The organism is Actinoplanes sp. 13 (genome assembly GCF_056134165.1).
The window spans coordinates 925,684-940,616 of record NZ_JBVYOQ010000001.1 but is presented as its reverse complement, the minus strand read 5'-3'; the positions used below and the strand labels follow the sequence as shown (position 1 = coordinate 940,616).

The following is a 14,933-nucleotide window of genomic DNA, read 5'->3' as shown; positions in this document are numbered from 1 at the left end:
GGTTGACAGTATGACGAACACGGCGACACGGATCGACATTCGGTGGCGCACCTTCGGCCACGGCGGCGGCCCCAAGATCGTGCTCTTGCACGGCGGCATGATGTCCTCAGCGAACTTCACGAAGCTGGCGAAAAACCTCGCCACCGACTTCACCGTCTACGTCCCGGATCGCCGGGGCCGGGGAAAGAGCGGTCCTGCGGCGTACGACCACAGCCTGCGCACCGAGATCGACGATCTGCGGGCGGTGCTCGACGGCACCGGCGCGCGCAACGTCTTCGCGCTCAGCTCCGGCGCGGTCGTCGCGCTCCGTGCGGCGCTGGAGCTGCCCATCGAACGGCTCGCCCTCTACGAGCCGCCGCTGAAATTCGCCGGCTCCTACGATCCGGTCGCCTGGCTGCCGCGCTATGAGAAGGAGCTCGCCCAGGGCCGGCGCGCGGCCGCGTTCGCCTCGGTGATCAAGGGCACCGGCGACCTGCGATACGTGCCCCGGGCCGCGCTGATCCCGCTGTTCGGCCTCGCCATCCGCAGCGGGGAAGGCAAGAAGATCGGCGAGCTGATCCCGACGATGCGCCTGGACGCGGCCGTCGTCGAGGGCGCGGCCGGTCCGCTGGACGTCTATGCGGCGGTGACGGCCGAGACGCTGCTGATGGGCGGCGAGCGCTCCCCGGCGTACCTCAAGAGGGTGTTGAACGACCTCGAGCCGGTCCTGCCGCGGGTCCGCCGGGTGACCTTGAGCGGCGTCGGGCACTCCGCCGCCGACAACAGCGGCAGACCTGCCCGGGTCGCCGCCGAACTGCGGCGCTTCTTCCGCTGACCGCGTCGCCGGCCGCAACCCGTAGACTGGCGTTCCGTGAGCCTCACCATCGGAATCGTCGGCCTGCCCAACGTCGGCAAGAGCACCCTGTTCAACGCCCTCACCAAGAACGACGTGCTCGCCGCGAACTACCCGTTCGCGACGATCGAGCCCAACGTCGGCGTGGTCGGGCTGCCCGACGAGCGGCTGGGGAAGCTGGCCGAGCTGTTCAGCAGCGAGAAGATCCTGCCGGCGCCGGTGAGCTTCGTCGACATCGCCGGCCTCGTCCGCGGCGCGTCCAAGGGCCAGGGCCGGGGCAACGCGTTCCTCGCTAACATCCGTGACGCGTCCGCGATCTGCCAGGTGGTGCGCGCGTTCTCCGACCCGAACGTGCTGCACGTCGACGGCAAGATCTCACCCGCCGACGACATCGAGACGATCAACACCGAGCTGATCCTGGCCGACCTGCAGACGGTCGAGAAGGCGCTGCCCCGCCTGCAGAAAGAGGCCAAGCTCAAGAAGGAGAAGGCCGCCACGGTGGCCGCCGCCGAGGCCGCGTTCAAGCTGCTCAACGACGGTGTCACGCTCTACCAGGGCGCGAAGGCCGCGGGCATCGAGCTGGAGCTGCTGGGCGAGCTGCACCTGCTCACCACGAAGCCGTTCCTCTATGTGTTCAACGTCGACGAGGCCGAGCTGGGCAACGCGGCGTTCCTCGACGAGCTGCGTGCGCTGGTCGCCCCGGCCGAGGCCGTCTTCATGGACGCGAAGATCGAATCCGAGCTGATCGAGCTGGACGACGACGAGGCCCTGGAGCTGCTGCAGTCCACCGGCCAGACCGAGCCCGGCCTGAACCGGCTGATCAGCGTCGGCTTCGAGACCCTCGGCCTGCAGACCTATCTGACGGCCGGCCCGAAGGAGGCCCGCGCCTGGGTGATCCCGGTGGGCGCGACGGCCCCCGAGGCCGCCGGCGTCATCCACTCGGACTTCCAGCGCGGCTTCATCAAGGCCGAGATCGTCAGCTTCGACGATCTGATGGCGGCGGGCTCGATGGCCGCGGCCAAGGCCGCCGGCAAGGTCCGCATGGAGGGCAAGGACTACGTCATGAAGGACGGCGACGTGGTGGAGTTCCGGTTCAACGTTTGACGGGGCCGAGGCCCGGCTCAGCTCTTGCGACTGGGCACCAGCCCGTTCAGATCGAGTGTGATCGTGAACGGCGTTGTGGTGCGCAGCTCGATCCGGTGAATCGCGGTCGGCACATACAACCGGGTGGGCTCGTCGAGTTCCACGGCGACGGAGACCAGTCTGCTTCGGGCGCGGTGCCGGCCGTCTACGCTCGCGCTCGTGGAGTGGACATTCGAGGGCGAGGTCATCGAGTGGCGCGGGCCGGCGCCGTACTACTTCGTGGCGATGCCGGAGTCCGACAGCGCCGAGCTCAAGGAGGCGGCACGGTCGCTGGTCTACTGGGGACAGGTGCCGGTGCGCGCCGTCATCGGGGACACCGAGTTCCGGACGGCGCTGTTTCCCCGGGAGGGCCGCTACCTGGTCCCGCTGAAGGACGTCGTGCGCCAGGCCGAGGGCATCGGCGAAGGCGACGTCGTGTCGGTGGTGCTGAGCCCTGCCCCCAAGGCCTGACGCCCGATGAGAGTCATCGTTGCGCCTGAAGGCGCCGGAGACGCGCCGCGCCCGGCCATCTTCCTGGCCGGCGGCATCAGCGACGTGGGGGACTGGCAGCGTACGGCGATCGACCTGCTCCGGCCCGCCTGGCCGGCCGTCTACAACCCGCGCCGCGCGGACTTCCCGATGAGCGACCCGGCTGCGGGGGCGCGGCAGATCCGCTGGGAGTTCGAGCATCTGGCCGCGGCCGACGCGATCCTGTTCTGGTTCTCGCACGAGACGATCCAGCCGATCGTCCTCTTCGAATTGGGCCGCTGGTCGGGCTCGGCGAAGCCGCTGGCGGTCGGCGCGGATCCGGGCTACCCGCGCCGGTTCGACGTGGTGGAGCAGCTGCGGTTGGCCCGGCCCGACCTCACCGTGCACGCCGATCTGGCGTCCACCTGCGCGGCCGCGAACGCCCTGCGACCCTAGATCTCGCCGATGCCACAGTGGTCGTGAGTGAGCAGGGACCGTTCGTAGCAGATCGAGATGCCGGATCCGATGTAGGCGCCGAACGGCGCGATCCGGGTGTAACCCTCCCGCTCGTAGAAACGCATCGCATCCGGCTGCAGGTCGCCGGTCTCCAGGCGCAGCGTCGTCCAGCCGCGTTGCTGGGCGGCGGCCTCCAAAGCCCGCAGCACGGCGGTGGCGACGCCCGTGCCGCGGCTGCCGGGGGCGACGTACATGCGTTTGACCTCGGCGATGTGGTGGTCGAGGCGGCGGAGGGCGCCGCAGCCGACGGCCTGGCCGGTGGGTTCGACGGCGACCAGGAAGACGTCGATGTCGGCGGCGGAGGGTGGGGTGCCGGGTTCGTGGTCGTCGCAGCCGTACCGCGCGTCCAGCTCGACCCGCTGGGCGGCTCGCAGGGCGGCGCCGTCCGGGTCGTCCCACGGGCGTTGTTCGATGGTCCAGGTCATGGCGCCTCCGTTCGTAACAGCGGTTACGGTAACATCTGTTACGGAGAAGGGTGGGTGCGACGCGTGTCACGATCAGCCGACCGGTCGGCGCAGGGCGAGGCGCTGTCCCGGGCCGTGTGGAGCGTTCTGGCCGAGCAGGGCCTGGAGCGCCTGACCGTCCGGGCCGTCGCCGCCGCGGCGGGGTGCACCACCGGGCTGGTGATGCATCGCTTCCCGAACCGGCAGGCTCTGTTGCTGCACGCCCGCCGGCTGCTGCACGAGACCACCCGGGCCCGCGTCGAGGAACTGGAGGCGACTGCGGGCTCCCCCCGGGCGGCGCTCCGCGCGGTGCTGCATCAAGGGCTGGCGATCACCGCGCAGAACCGTCAGGAGTCGACCGTCTGGGTGGGTTTCCTGGCGGCGGCGGTCTCCGACGACGACCTCATCGCCGAGCACCGCCGCAACCACCGGGCGTGGCGCTCCCGGGTGGAGCGCCTGACCGCGGCGGCAGCCCCGGACTGGCCGGGCGACCGGGTGTCGACCGTCGCCCTGGGCCTGATCGCCATGGCCGAGGGCATGGCCGCCTTCGCGGCCGCCGACCCGGAGGCCTTTCCCGCCGGGGAACAGGAGCGGATGCTGGACGCCGCGCTGGCCGCTTACGAGTTGAGCTGACGGCGGCGGGCGGGGTTCAGCGGAGCGCGGGGAAGATCGTTCCGGCGATCAGGGCGCCGGCCAGGGCGCCGACGACGACCTGCGCGGGGGTGTGTGCGGTGAGCCGGACCCGGGCCCAGCCACCGAGGACCACCAGTGGCACGCCGAGCAGGGCCACCGGGCCGTAGACGGCGGTCAGCGCGGCCACCGTGCCGGCTGCCACGCCGGCGTGGATGGACATCTTCCACCAGTGCGTGACCAGCGCGAACACGCCCAGGCCGACGCCGCCCGCGGCCAGCAGCGCCAGCACCTCGCGCGGGGCCCCGAGCAGGATCAGCAGGATCAGGCCGGCGACCAGGGATCCGGTGCCGAAGATGAGCGGGATCCGGCGGTCGGCACGGTCCGGGATGTGGTGGTCGGTGAAGCGCCCGGTGCGGACGCCGTGCAGCACGTAGCCCAACGGGATGACCGCGGCGAACAGTGCGCCGGGCAGGCCCCACCAGCGGGACACGCCGGGTTGCTCGCCGGCGTGCCAGCCGACGGCCAGCAGCAGCGCGGCGACCAGCACAGCGGGGGCGAGCACCTCGGAGACGATGCGGGCGATCCGGTCGCCCGTGCCGGCGTTCAACACCGGCACATCATCGCAATTCGCTCGGGCCGAGGGTGGGATCACGGGCCGGTGTCAGCCCACGGCGTGGAAGTGACGGGACGCGGTGATCAGGTGTCGGCGGCCATGGCGGAGAACGCGGCGGCCAGCCGGGTCAGATCGAGGCCGTCGAGATGGTCGAAGATGTGGCGGCGGACGCTGGCCAGATGAGTGGGCCAGGCCTCGCGGAGACGGTCCAGGCCCTTGTCGGTCAGCACGGCGTTGGCGCCGCGGGCGTCCTCGGGGCAGCGGTCACGGCGCAGGTAGCCGAGAGACTCCAGTTTCGCGGCGAGCCGGGTCATGCCGCTGAGCGACATGTCGCACGCACACGCCAGCTCACTCATCCGCATCAACCGGCCGGGTGTCTCGGAGAGGTGGCGCAACACCGAGTACTCGCTCAGCGACATGCGCTGTTCCTCGGTCAGGTCGGCGTCCAGCGCACGCGGGACGACCAGCAGGAAGCGGCCGAGGGCGCGCATCACCGCCTCCTCCTGCGGGCTCAGCGGGGTGGGGCACGCCGGCGCGGCGCTGCCGTCGCCCGGCGCCGCGGAGGTGATGGCGGTGGACATGGCTTCGATCGTACGGCGGAGGCGCCCGCAGCGGATCTGTCGACTTTTCACCTCGCCGGGGTAACGGGGCAGGGTGGTCACGGGGCGCGGCGGTCAGCATTTCGGGTGACCCTGCGAGGCTTGCGCCCGGCTCGTGGGGAGTCACAATGCTTTGGTGCAAAACCAGACAACTAGTGACTCTTGGCAACATTTGCTCGAAATGCCACGAAAGTCTTGGTGGGCCCGGCTGCCGTTCGGCGTCCGGATGACCGCTGGCGCCGGCGCTCTGGCGGTGCTCATCGGTGGGGGCGCGGCCGCCGTGGCCACCCTGACCGTGGGCGGGGAGGACGCCACGACCGCGCAGCACAGCTCCGTCGCCGAACCCGACCTCGGCGCGCCGAAGCTGGACGACGATCCGGAAGTGGTGAGTCGCGCGGCGGCCGCCGCCGAGCCGCTGCCCCAGCGGCACACCCCGGTGCCCACGCACGCGACCACGACCGCCCCGGCCACCGATCAGCTCAGCCGGGCCCGCTCGCGCGACGACCGCGCCGACCGGACGGGGCCGCGCCCCGCGCGTACCCCGGCCGCGAAGGGGGAACCGGCGGAGCGGGTGGCGCCGGCGCCGGTCCGGCCACCCGCCCCGGCCGCGCCCGTCGTCACCACCCGCACCGACGTGGAGACGCGGGCGATCCCGTTCCCCACCCGGCTGGTCCGCGATCCGTCGTTGCCGCGCGGCACCCGGCGCATCCAGTCGCCGGGGGTGCCCGGCGAGGAGACCCTGCGCTACGCGGTCACGCTGGTCGACGGCAAGCCCACGCAACGCCGGCTGGTCGACACCACCGTGACCCGCGAGCCGGAGCCGCGGGTGGTGGCTTTCGGCGCCCGTCGCCACGGCCGGGACTGTGAAGGCGCGGGTCTGCGCCTCTGCGTGCCGCTCGGCCGCTCCGCCTGCCGGCAGGATCGCGCCGGCAAGGCCGCCGCGGACGAGGGCCCGGCCCGGGGGGAAGACGAACGGAAGGAGGGCGGCGCGGCACAGCTGGGCGGTTCCGATCAGCTGTCGGAGGAGGACCTGGAACTGCTGAGTCCGGAGACCCTCGACGGCGTACGGCTGGAACCGGCGACACTGTGTTGAAAGCCACCCGGTGATTGCGCCGCCCGGACCGGGCGATCACCGTAGGAGCATGCCGCTGAGCGATGCCGAGCTGACCGCACTGGCCGGACGTCTGACCACCGTGCCCGGCGTCGTCGGGGTCGTCCTCGGCGGCAGCCGGGCCCGGCAGACGCATACGGCCGAGTCGGACACCGACCTGGGTGTCTACTACCGGCCGCCGCTCGGCACGGCGCAGCTGGGAAAGCTGGCCGAAGAGGTCGGCGGGGCCGGCAGCAAGGTGACCGAACCGGGCGAGTGGGGGCCGTGGGTCGACGGCGGCGGCTGGCTGAAGGTCGGCGGACATCCGGTGGACTGGATCTACCGCGACGTCGACCGGGTGCTGCACTGCTGGTCGGAGGCCGAGCGCGGCCGATACTCGTTCCACGCCCAAGCCGGCCATCCACTGGGGGTGCCGGATTTCGCGTACCCCGGAGAACTGGCCCTGAGCCGCGTCCTGGCCGATCCGGCCGGTGAGCTGACCGCGCTCCAGCGCCGCGTCCGGGTCTTCCCGCGTCCGCTCGCGGACGCGCTCGTGGCCGGTCTCTGGGAGGCCGACTTCCTGGTCGGTCTGGCTCGCAAAGCGGTCACCCGCGGTGACAGCGCCTACATCGCGGGGTGCCTGTTCCGGCTGGCCGGGGTCTGCGCCCACGCCCTGCACGGCGCGGCCGGGGCCTGGCTGATCAACGAGAAGGGCGCGGTCGCCGCGGCCGGGCGGCTGGCCGGCGCGCCGAACGACTTCGCGGGCCGGGTGGATGCCGTGTTCGCCGCGCTCAACAGCGACCCGCTGCATCTGACGCTGGCCATCGACATCGCCGCGGATCTCGTGCTGGAGACCACCGACGCGTGCGCGATGATGTCGCGGTGACCGCCGACGTTCCCACCATTCTCGCGACCAGTGCCTTCTTCCGCCGCGGCCGGCACGGCGCGATGGACCTGCGCCCGGGCGCCGTCCACTACCTCGCCGCCGAGCTGGCCAACGCCCGCCGCGCGCCGAAGATCTGTGTGCTGACCCAGGCCACCGGCGACCCGGAGACCCGGATCGGCGCCTTCTACTCGGCCTTCGCCGGCTCCGAGTTCACCATGTCGCACCTGCAGCTGTTCCCGATGCCGAACATCGACGACATCCGGGCCCACCTGCTCGCCCAGGACATCATCTGGGTGGACGGCGGCAGCGTGGCGAACCTCTGCGCGGTCTGGCGGGTGCACGGCCTCGACGAGATGCTGTACGACGCGTGGCAGGCCGGAGTGGTGATGAGCGGCGTGTCGGCCGGCTCGATCTGCTGGCACGTCGGGGGCAGCACCGACAGCTACGGCCTCGAGCTGCGCGGCTTCACCGACGGGCTGGGCTGGCTGCCGTACAGCAACGGGGTGCACTACGACGGTGAGGAACAGCGCCGGCCGAAGATGCACGAGCTGATCGGCGACGGCACACTGCCGGACGGGTACGCGACCGACGACGGCGCGGGGCTGATCTATCGGGGGACGACGCTGGAGGAGGCGGTCGCGGACCGCGAAGGGCCTCTGGGGTACGAACTGAAGCGTGCCGCCGACGGCTCGGTCGTGGAGACGGCGCTGCCGACCAGGGTCCTGACCGTTCCCGGGAACTGAGCCCGGGGCGTCACTAGGCTGGGAGCGATCCGTTAGGCCAACGGAGCCGATCCGCGCGGAGAAGGAGAACCATGGCTGTCATGCCTGGTGGTGAAGGCGGAAGCTGCCGCTGAGAGCTGGGGTTCTCGCCGGCTCAGTGCAGGACCACCGTGGCGAGACCCACCAGCACGGCGGAGAGCAGGAACGCGAAGGCGAAGATCGCGTTGGCCCCGAGAGCGGCGCTGAGCCGGTGTGGTTGACCACCCTCACCCCCGGCCGGGCCCAGGTCGTGGCCGAGCAGCTCGGCGCGGTATCTGCGGGTCAGCGGTCGCTGCAGGTGGGTGAGCACCGGGGATCGCCTCCGGGGGTCGAGGATCGAAGTGCCTGCATCGATTCTCGGTAGCGGGTGGCGGGAATCAACGGTTACTCACCGGTAACCGCCGGAGGTGGGCCGGTCTGGCATGCCATTTCCCCCGATCGGCTCACAGGCATGGGCCGAACGGGCGCCCCGGCTCAAGTCGAATCACCGCGCTCCCGCTGGAGCAGACCCGCCTGCTGCGATTGTGGCTGATCTTCGACCCGGCGATGACCACGCCGACCCAGTGGCAGGTGGAGTACCGGCCCAGAGGTCTGTGGCGGCCGCTGCGCGAGCGCGGCTGGGATCAGCTGGTCTGGGAGGACCGGTTGCCCACCGCGAGCGGGACCCCGTCGGCGTTCACCCGCTTCTCGGTGACGTTCAGCTTCCCGGACAGCGACCAGCCACCGAGCGTGAAGGAACGGCAGGGGTACGGCCGGATCGGCGAGCCCGAGCGCGACCCGTGCGGGCGCTGGGAGGTGGTGTGGCGGGACGAGAAACCCGCCGGTCGCCGGTACGTCTGGGACCTCACGCAGGCGGTCGGCCGGCTCTGACGCTCAGGTGGCCCGGCTCAGGATCAGGTTGTGCACGTGGTGCGCCTTGTCCGAGCCGCGGAACTCGATCTCGTAGACGTGCGTGCCGACCGTGATGGCGATCGTGCCCGAGGAGAAGAACTGGCCGGCCCAGCTCTTGTTGCTGATCACGCTGACGCTGCTCACCTTGGCGTACGGGATGCTCGTGATCGCGAAGCGCTTACCGACGTAGGACTTGTCCTGGATGATGATCCGCCTGGTGGTCAGGCCGATGAACCCGGTGCCCGCGCCGATCGCGTCGTAGACGGCGATGATCTGCTCGCCCTCGATCAGACCGCTCCGGATCTGATCCAGCTGGCCCTTGTTGTCGTACACCACGTCAGTCATGCGCGCAGCGTAGTCGGCGCCGTCACGGGCGGTCGATCACCACGGTGCGGTAGAAGTCCTCTATGCGGGCCGCCAGCGTCACTTCACCGTCGGTAATCGCTGTCCCGTCGGTGTGGCCCAGGCAGATCTGAGTGTGACCGTTCACCCGGCGGATCGTGGGGCGGATGTGCAGCGTGTCCGCGGCCACCTTGATGCGTTCGGTCAGGGCCGCGTGCTGACTGTCGTCGCAGGCGAGATCCCTGCGGAGCTGGACACCGTCGCGGGTCCAGCCGCTCAGCAGCGCGAGGGCGTCGCTCAGATAATCGGATCCCGATTCTCGGCGTCGTCTGGCCCGCAATTGCCGCACCTCCCTTAGCGTCGTTGCCGGCTTGTGGCCGAACTGTCGCCGTGTCGTCATGCTCGGTGCCACACAGTTTCGTCCGTCGGGACGACTGTGTCCACGCCCACATATCCGTGTTTGCGTGACGATCAGGGCAGCAACGGGCAACCTGATCGGTGAACTTTTGTGGGATCTTTGAATCCATGCCGTCGAAACATTACGTCAGGCCCACGTCATCACCGAGGGTGATCGTGGCGGCAGTGATCATCACGGATGGGCGGGTGCTCGCCTGTGAACGCAGCGCGCCGCCCGAGGCGGCCGGCAAGTGGGAGTTCCCCGGCGGCAAGGTGGAGCCGGGCGAGACCGAGCAGGAGGCGCTCGCCCGGGAATGCGCCGAGGAGCTGGGCGTGCGCGTGCACGTCGGCGGCCGGGTCGGGCCGGACGTGCCGCTGGCCCACGGCCGGGCCGTGCTCCGGGTCTACGCCGTCACCCTGCTCGACGGCGGCGAGCCGGAGGCGCTGGAGCATCAGTCCATGCGCTGGCTGACCGTGGACCAGCTGGGCAGCGTCCCGTGGCTGCCCGCCGACAAACCGATTGTGGCGGAGCTGCCGGCGCTACTGGCCTGAGTACTGCGCCCGCAGCTCCCGCTTGAGCACCTTCATGCTGGGGCCCAGCGGCAGCGACTCGGCGAAGCGGACCTGACGCGGGTACTTGTGCTTGCCGAGCCGTTCCCGCGACCAGTCGATGAGCTCGTCCTCGGTCAGGCCCTTGTCCTCCAGCACCACCACCGCGCAGATCTCCTCCCCCTGCACCGGGTCGGCCACGCCGATCACGGCGACCTGCTGCACCGCCGGGTGCCGGGCGATGACCTCCTCCACCTCGCGCGGATAGACGTTGAAGCCGCCGCGGATGATGAGGTCCTTCGTCCGGTCGACGATCCGGATGAAGCCCTCGTCGTCCTTCACGCCCAGGTCGCCGGTGCGGAACCAGCCGTCCACGATGGCTTCCGCGGTCGCCTCCGGCCGGTTGAGGTAACCGGCGAAGACGTTGTGCCCGCGAATCACGATCTCGCCCAGCTCGCCGTCGGGCACGAACTCGATGCTCTCCGGCACCTCCGGCCGGGCCAGCTCCACCTCCACACCCCAGATCGGGTGCCCGACCGTGCCCGGCTTGGCGCCGAACGCCGGCTGGTTCGTGGTGGCGGTGGGTGAGGTTTCGGACAGGCCGTACCCCTCCCAGATCGTCGAGCCGAAGGCGCCGGCGAACTTCTCCAGCACCGCGACCGGCAGCGAGGCGCCGCCGGAGACGCAGAGCTTGAGTTTCGGCAGCTTCTCCGCCTTGGCCGCGGCCTCCAGCAGGCCGATGTACATCGTCGGCACACCGTGGAAGATCGTCACGTTCTCCTTCAGCATCAGCTCGATGGCCGCCTCGCCGGAGAACCGGGGGAGCAGCACCAGCGTCCCGCCGAGGCGGAACGTGGCGTTCATGCCGACCGTCTGGCCGAACGTGTGGAACAGCGGCAGGCAGCCCATCACCACGTCGTCGCCGGTGAGCGGGTGCACGTCGAAGACGTTCACCGCCGCGTTCATCACCAGGTTGAGGTGGGTGAGCATGGCGCCCTTCGGCTTGCCGGTGGTGCCGCTGGTGTAGAGGATCACCGCGATGTCCTCGGCCTGCGTGGTGACGTAGGAACGCAGCGGCTCCACCCCGGCCGACACCTCCTCCAGCCGGGTCGGCGCGTTCGGCAGGCCGGCCGGGAGCGGGCCGACGTTGGCCAGTTTCGTGCCGGTCGCCCGGGCCGCCGCCGCGCCGGCCTCCAGGAACGCCGAGTGGGTGACCAGCAGGTCGGCGCCGCTGTCGGTGAGCAGGTAGCCCACCTCCTCGGCGTTGAGCAGCAGGGAGACCGGCACGATCCGGGCGCCGACGGCCAGGGCCGCGTAGTAGACCCGCGGGAAGTCGGCCACGTTCGGGATCATCACCGCGACCGTGTCGCCCGGCCCGATCCCCAGCTCCCGGAGACCGGCCGCGTACGACCGCGTCTGCTCCCAGAGCTCCGGATAGGTGATCCGGGCGCCACCGGCGTCGACCACCGCCACCTTCTCGGGGTGCCGGCGCGCGGCCTCGGCCAGGATGGTGGCCAGGGACAGCGTCGTCATGCTGTGCCTCCTTGTTCGAGCGCGGGAGTGATGTACGTCGCAGCTGTGCTTAAACTAGCGGCGTAAGTTTTTGCGCGTCCAGTGCTGATTTCCCTGACTCGTTCAGCTCGTCGTCCAAGGAGTGCGATGGCCCGGCCCCGGCAGGCGCTGCTCACCCGTGAGCGGATCGTCGAGGCGGCGTCCGCGCTGATCGACGCGGAGGGCATGGACGCGCTCTCGATGCGGCGGCTCGCCACCGAGCTGGGGGTGCAGGGGCCGTCGCTCTACAACCACTTCGCCACGAAGGCGGAGATCGTCGACGCGGTCGCCGAGTCGGTGGTGGCCCAGGTCGACATCTCGGTCTTCGCCGACTGCGACTGGCGCGACGGGCTGCGGCTCTGGGCGAAGTCGTACCACGCGGTCCTCACCGCCCACCCGAACATCGTCCCGGCGCTGGCCACCGGCCCGGGCCGCCGCCCGTTCGGCCTGGCGATGGCCGAGGCCGTCTACGGCGCGCTGATCGAGGCGGGCTGGTCCCGGGCGCGGGCCACCCACATCGGCGCGCTGATGCGATATCTGATCACCGGGTCCGCGCTCGGCTCCTTCGCGCTCGGCTTCGAAGCCGACCCCAACCTCTACGACGAGCGCTATCCGCACCTGCACCGCGCCCACGAGCTGGCCGCCCACCGCCACGCGGTGGACGAGGGCGCCTTCGAACTCGGGCTGGACGTCCTCATCTCCGGCCTTTCCGACCGTTACGACCAGGGAGTACGCCGATGACGTCAGCGTTGCGCGACGAGCTCTATCTCGGCGGCGCGTGGGTGCCGCCCGACTCGGGTGAGCGCATCGAGGTGGAGAACCCGTACACCGAGGAGACGTTCGGGCACGTGCCGGCCGGCACCGCCGAGGACGTCAACCTCGCGGTCTCCGCCGCGCGCCGGGCCCTCGACGGCTGGGCGGCCACACCGGCGGCCGAGCGCGGCGCGGCCCTCGGCCGCCTGCACCAGGCCCTGGCCGCCCGGGCCGACGAGATCGCCCGGACAGTGGGGCTGGAGCTGGGCACACCGCTGAAGATCGCCAAGGCGGTCCAGGCCGGCCTACCGCTCACCGTGCTCGCGGGCTACGCGGAACTGGCCGCCCGCCCGCCGCAGGAGGAGATCATCGGCAACTCGCTGGTGGTGCACGAGCCCGCCGGGGTGGTCGGTGCGATCACCCCGTGGAACTACCCGCTGCATCAGGTGGTGGCGAAGGTGGGCGCGGCACTGGCGGCCGGCTGCACCGTGGTGCTCAAACCGAGCGAGCTGACACCCCTGGTGGCGTACCTGCTGGCCGACGCGGCCCACGAGTCGGGCCTGCCGGCCGGCGTGCTGAACCTGGTCACCGGCACCGGCCCGGTGGTCGGCGCGGCCATCGCCGGGCACCCGGACGTCGACATGGTGTCGTTCACCGGCTCCACCGCCACCGGCCGGGCCATCTCGCGCGCCGCCGCCGACCGGATCGCCAAGGTCTCGCTGGAACTCGGCGGCAAGTCGGCCAACGTGATCCTGGAGGACGCCGACCTGGTCAAAGCCGTCAAGGTCGGGGTCGGCAACGCATTCCTCAACTCCGGGCAGACCTGCACGGCGTGGACCCGGATGCTGGTGCACCGCAGCCACTACGACGAGGCCGTCGAGCTGGCCGCGAAGACCGCCGCCGGCTACCCCACCGGCGACCCGTTCGACCCGGCCACCCGGCTCGGGCCGCTCGCCTCGGCCGGGCAGAAGGAACGTGTCCGCGGCTTCCTGGAACGGGCCTCCGCCCGCCTGGTGGCCGGCGGCCTCGACGCCCCGGTGCCGGCCACCGGCCACTTCGTCGCGCCCACCGTCTTCGCCGACGTCGACCCGGACAGCGAACTGGCCCAGGAGGAGATCTTCGGCCCGGTCCTGTCGATCATCAGCTTCGACTCCGACGACGAGGCCGTCGCCATCGCCAACAACTCGAAGTACGGCCTGGCCGGCGCGGTCTGGGGCTCCGACGAACGAGCCCTGTCCGTGGCGCGGCGGCTGCGCACCGGCGCCGTCGACGTCAACGGCGGCGCGTTCAACCCGTTCGCCCCGTTCGGCGGTTACAAGCAGTCCGGCATCGGCCGGGAGCTGGGCACGTACGGCCTGGCCGAATTCCAGCAGGTGAAGGCGATCCAGCGATGAGCCACTACATGAACGGCCTGGTGGTCCGCGACGACCGGGCCCCGGCAGAGGTCGTCGAACTGCGCCTGCCCGAGATCGGCCCCGGCCAGGTCCGGATCCGGATCCGGGCGGCCGGCGTCTGCCACTCCGACCTGTCCATGGTGAACGGCACGCTGCGCCCGCCACACCCGCTCGTGCTCGGGCACGAGGCCGCCGGTGAGGTCCTCGAAGCCGGCGAGCACGTCACCCGCGCCGCGGCCGGCGACCGCGTCGTGCTCAACTGGCAGCCGGCCTGCCGCACATGCTGGTTCTGCGAGAACGGCGAACCCTGGCTGTGCAGCACCTCGTCCGGGGTGGCCGCGCTGGAGAACGGGATGACCCTCGACGGAGCGCCGGTGCACGTGACCCTCGGCGTGGGGGCGTTCGCCGAACAGGTGGTGGTGCCCGAGAACGCCGTCATCCGCGTACCCCAGGAGCTTGAATTTGATCGTGCCGCGCTGCTCGGGTGCGCGGTGCTCACCGGAACCGGCGCCGTCCGCAACACCGCCCAGGTGCGGCCCGGCCAGTCCGTCCTGGTCATCGGCCTCGGCGGCGTCGGCCTCTCGGTCGTCGCCGCGGCCCGCGCGGCGGGCGCGGCGCAGGTCATCGCGGTCGACGTGTCGGAGGCCAAGAAGGGCCTGGCCGAGGCGGCCGGGGCCACCGACTTCGTGGTGTCGTCGGAGAACCTGTCGAAGGACATCCGGAGCCGCACGAACAAGCTCGGCGCCGACCACGCCATCGAATGCGTCGGCCGGGCGTCGACGATCCGCGCCGCGTGGCGGGCAACCCGCCGCGGCGGCCAGGTGACGGTCGTGGGCATGGGCGCGGCCGACGACATGGTCCAGCTCGGAGCCCTCGACATCTTCAGCTCGGCGCGCATCCTGCGAGCCTCGGTGTACGGCCAGGGCGACGCCGACGTGGAGGTGCCGGCGCTGGCCCGCGACGTGCTGGCCGGAACGTTGTCGCTGGATCACCTCATCACGGACCGCATCGGGCTGGCCGAGGTCCCGGCCGCCTTCGACCGCATGGCCAGGGGAGAGGGCGCCCGCTCCGTCGTCATCCTCTGACCGTTTGCC

General features: G+C 71.3%; 21 protein-coding genes. 13 read left to right on the top strand and 8 right to left on the bottom strand.

What is annotated here, in order from left to right:
• The first annotated feature begins 10 nt into the window (after positions 1 to 10).
• Together AC0NH5_RS04285 and ychF are read left to right on the top strand one after the other, a co-directional pair.
• Entirely contained in the window at positions 11 to 814 is an 804-nt protein-coding gene (locus AC0NH5_RS04285; protein ID WP_474400129.1) for an alpha/beta fold hydrolase, read from the top strand.
• A 36-nt stretch (positions 815 to 850) separates the two neighbouring features.
• Positions 851 to 1,936, top strand: a complete 1,086-nt coding sequence (gene ychF / locus AC0NH5_RS04280; RefSeq protein WP_474400126.1) for a redox-regulated ATPase YchF — start codon at positions 851 to 853, stop codon at positions 1,934 to 1,936.
• A gap of 17 nt (positions 1,937 to 1,953) precedes the next feature.
• Here ychF and AC0NH5_RS04275 read toward each other — a convergent pair whose 3' ends face one another.
• Positions 1,954 to 2,079: a hypothetical protein gene (locus AC0NH5_RS04275; protein ID WP_474400123.1), complete on the bottom strand. Its 126-nt coding sequence runs from the start codon at positions 2,077 to 2,079 to the stop codon at positions 1,954 to 1,956.
• A gap of 55 nt (positions 2,080 to 2,134) precedes the next feature.
• Here AC0NH5_RS04275 and AC0NH5_RS04270 point away from each other — a divergent pair, with 55 nt between their 5' ends.
• Together AC0NH5_RS04270 and AC0NH5_RS04265 are read left to right on the top strand one after the other, a co-directional pair.
• Positions 2,135 to 2,425: a DUF1905 domain-containing protein gene (locus AC0NH5_RS04270; protein ID WP_474400120.1), complete on the top strand. Its 291-nt coding sequence runs from the start codon at positions 2,135 to 2,137 to the stop codon at positions 2,423 to 2,425.
• A gap of 6 nt (positions 2,426 to 2,431) precedes the next feature.
• Entirely contained in the window at positions 2,432 to 2,878 is a 447-nt protein-coding gene (locus tag AC0NH5_RS04265; RefSeq protein ID WP_474400118.1) for a nucleoside 2-deoxyribosyltransferase domain-containing protein, read from the top strand.
• On the opposite strand, the gene AC0NH5_RS04260 is transcribed toward AC0NH5_RS04265, so the two are convergent.
• On the bottom strand, positions 2,875 to 3,363 hold the full coding sequence (locus tag AC0NH5_RS04260) for a GNAT family N-acetyltransferase (protein WP_474400115.1): 489 nt from the start codon (positions 3,361 to 3,363) through the stop codon (positions 2,875 to 2,877). The two genes, AC0NH5_RS04265 and AC0NH5_RS04260, sit on opposite strands and share 4 nt — an antisense overlap.
• A 63-nt stretch (positions 3,364 to 3,426) precedes the next feature.
• Between AC0NH5_RS04260 and AC0NH5_RS04255 the strand changes: the two genes are divergently transcribed.
• The gene (locus tag AC0NH5_RS04255; RefSeq protein ID WP_474400112.1) at positions 3,427 to 4,014 is read left to right on the top strand and encodes a TetR family transcriptional regulator C-terminal domain-containing protein; all 588 of its coding nucleotides are present in this window, start codon (positions 3,427 to 3,429) and stop codon (positions 4,012 to 4,014) included.
• Positions 4,015 to 4,030: 16 nt separating this feature from the next.
• Here the strand turns inward: AC0NH5_RS04255 and AC0NH5_RS04250 are convergent, their stop codons facing one another.
• The gene (locus AC0NH5_RS04250) at positions 4,031 to 4,624 is read right to left on the bottom strand and encodes a phosphoesterase PA-phosphatase (protein ID WP_474400109.1); all 594 of its coding nucleotides are present in this window, start codon (positions 4,622 to 4,624) and stop codon (positions 4,031 to 4,033) included.
• Positions 4,625 to 4,710: 86 nt separating this feature from the next.
• A complete protein-coding gene (locus AC0NH5_RS04245) occupies positions 4,711 to 5,208 on the bottom strand; it encodes a MarR family winged helix-turn-helix transcriptional regulator (protein ID WP_474400106.1) in 498 nt (165 codons plus the stop codon).
• Positions 5,209 to 5,407: 199 nt separating this feature from the next.
• Here AC0NH5_RS04245 and AC0NH5_RS04240 point away from each other — a divergent pair, with 199 nt between their 5' ends.
• The 3 genes from AC0NH5_RS04240 to AC0NH5_RS04230 are packed head-to-tail and all read left to right on the top strand — an operon-like array spanning position 5,408 to position 7,945.
• The gene (locus AC0NH5_RS04240) at positions 5,408 to 6,319 is read left to right on the top strand and encodes a G5 domain-containing protein (protein WP_474400104.1); all 912 of its coding nucleotides are present in this window, start codon (positions 5,408 to 5,410) and stop codon (positions 6,317 to 6,319) included.
• Between the two features lie 49 nt (positions 6,320 to 6,368).
• Positions 6,369 to 7,202 (top strand): nucleotidyltransferase domain-containing protein, encoded by an 834-nt coding sequence (locus AC0NH5_RS04235; RefSeq protein WP_474400103.1) that lies wholly within the window; start codon positions 6,369 to 6,371, stop codon positions 7,200 to 7,202.
• Entirely contained in the window at positions 7,199 to 7,945 is a 747-nt protein-coding gene (locus AC0NH5_RS04230; protein ID WP_474400101.1) for a Type 1 glutamine amidotransferase-like domain-containing protein, read from the top strand. The genes AC0NH5_RS04235 and AC0NH5_RS04230 overlap by 4 nt, the downstream gene beginning before the upstream one ends.
• A 133-nt stretch (positions 7,946 to 8,078) precedes the next feature.
• Here AC0NH5_RS04230 and AC0NH5_RS04225 read toward each other — a convergent pair whose 3' ends face one another.
• Positions 8,079 to 8,273, bottom strand: coding sequence for a hypothetical protein (locus tag AC0NH5_RS04225; protein ID WP_474400099.1), 195 nt, complete (start codon positions 8,271 to 8,273; stop codon positions 8,079 to 8,081).
• A gap of 236 nt (positions 8,274 to 8,509) precedes the next feature.
• On the opposite strand from AC0NH5_RS04225, the gene AC0NH5_RS04220 reads away from it, so the two are divergent.
• Positions 8,510 to 8,833, top strand: a complete 324-nt coding sequence (locus AC0NH5_RS04220) for a hypothetical protein (RefSeq protein ID WP_474400096.1) — start codon at positions 8,510 to 8,512, stop codon at positions 8,831 to 8,833.
• Between the two features lie 3 nt (positions 8,834 to 8,836).
• Here the strand turns inward: AC0NH5_RS04220 and AC0NH5_RS04215 are convergent, their stop codons facing one another.
• A complete protein-coding gene (locus tag AC0NH5_RS04215; protein WP_474400093.1) occupies positions 8,837 to 9,199 on the bottom strand; it encodes a PH domain-containing protein in 363 nt (120 codons plus the stop codon).
• Positions 9,200 to 9,221: 22 nt separating this feature from the next.
• On the bottom strand, positions 9,222 to 9,536 hold the full coding sequence (locus tag AC0NH5_RS04210; protein WP_474400358.1) for a 4a-hydroxytetrahydrobiopterin dehydratase: 315 nt from the start codon (positions 9,534 to 9,536) through the stop codon (positions 9,222 to 9,224).
• Between the two features lie 185 nt (positions 9,537 to 9,721).
• Here AC0NH5_RS04210 and AC0NH5_RS04205 point away from each other — a divergent pair, with 185 nt between their 5' ends.
• Entirely contained in the window at positions 9,722 to 10,144 is a 423-nt protein-coding gene (locus tag AC0NH5_RS04205) for a (deoxy)nucleoside triphosphate pyrophosphohydrolase (RefSeq protein WP_474400090.1), read from the top strand.
• On the opposite strand, the gene AC0NH5_RS04200 is transcribed toward AC0NH5_RS04205, so the two are convergent.
• Positions 10,133 to 11,674 (bottom strand): long-chain-fatty-acid--CoA ligase, encoded by a 1,542-nt coding sequence (locus AC0NH5_RS04200; RefSeq protein ID WP_474400087.1) that lies wholly within the window; start codon positions 11,672 to 11,674, stop codon positions 10,133 to 10,135. The two genes, AC0NH5_RS04205 and AC0NH5_RS04200, sit on opposite strands and share 12 nt — an antisense overlap.
• Before the next feature lie 126 nt (positions 11,675 to 11,800).
• On the opposite strand from AC0NH5_RS04200, the gene AC0NH5_RS04195 reads away from it, so the two are divergent.
• Genes AC0NH5_RS04195 through AC0NH5_RS04185 form a run of 3 tightly spaced genes read left to right on the top strand, consistent with a single transcriptional unit; the run spans position 11,801 to position 14,924 of the window.
• A complete protein-coding gene (locus AC0NH5_RS04195) occupies positions 11,801 to 12,433 on the top strand; it encodes a TetR family transcriptional regulator (RefSeq protein ID WP_474400084.1) in 633 nt (210 codons plus the stop codon).
• Entirely contained in the window at positions 12,430 to 13,839 is a 1,410-nt protein-coding gene (locus AC0NH5_RS04190; protein ID WP_474400081.1) for an aldehyde dehydrogenase family protein, read from the top strand. The genes AC0NH5_RS04195 and AC0NH5_RS04190 overlap by 4 nt, the downstream gene beginning before the upstream one ends.
• Positions 13,836 to 14,924 (top strand): alcohol dehydrogenase catalytic domain-containing protein, encoded by a 1,089-nt coding sequence (locus tag AC0NH5_RS04185; RefSeq protein WP_474400078.1) that lies wholly within the window; start codon positions 13,836 to 13,838, stop codon positions 14,922 to 14,924. Before AC0NH5_RS04190 ends, AC0NH5_RS04185 begins: the two co-directional genes overlap by 4 nt.
• Positions 14,925 to 14,933: the final 9 nt, after the last annotated feature.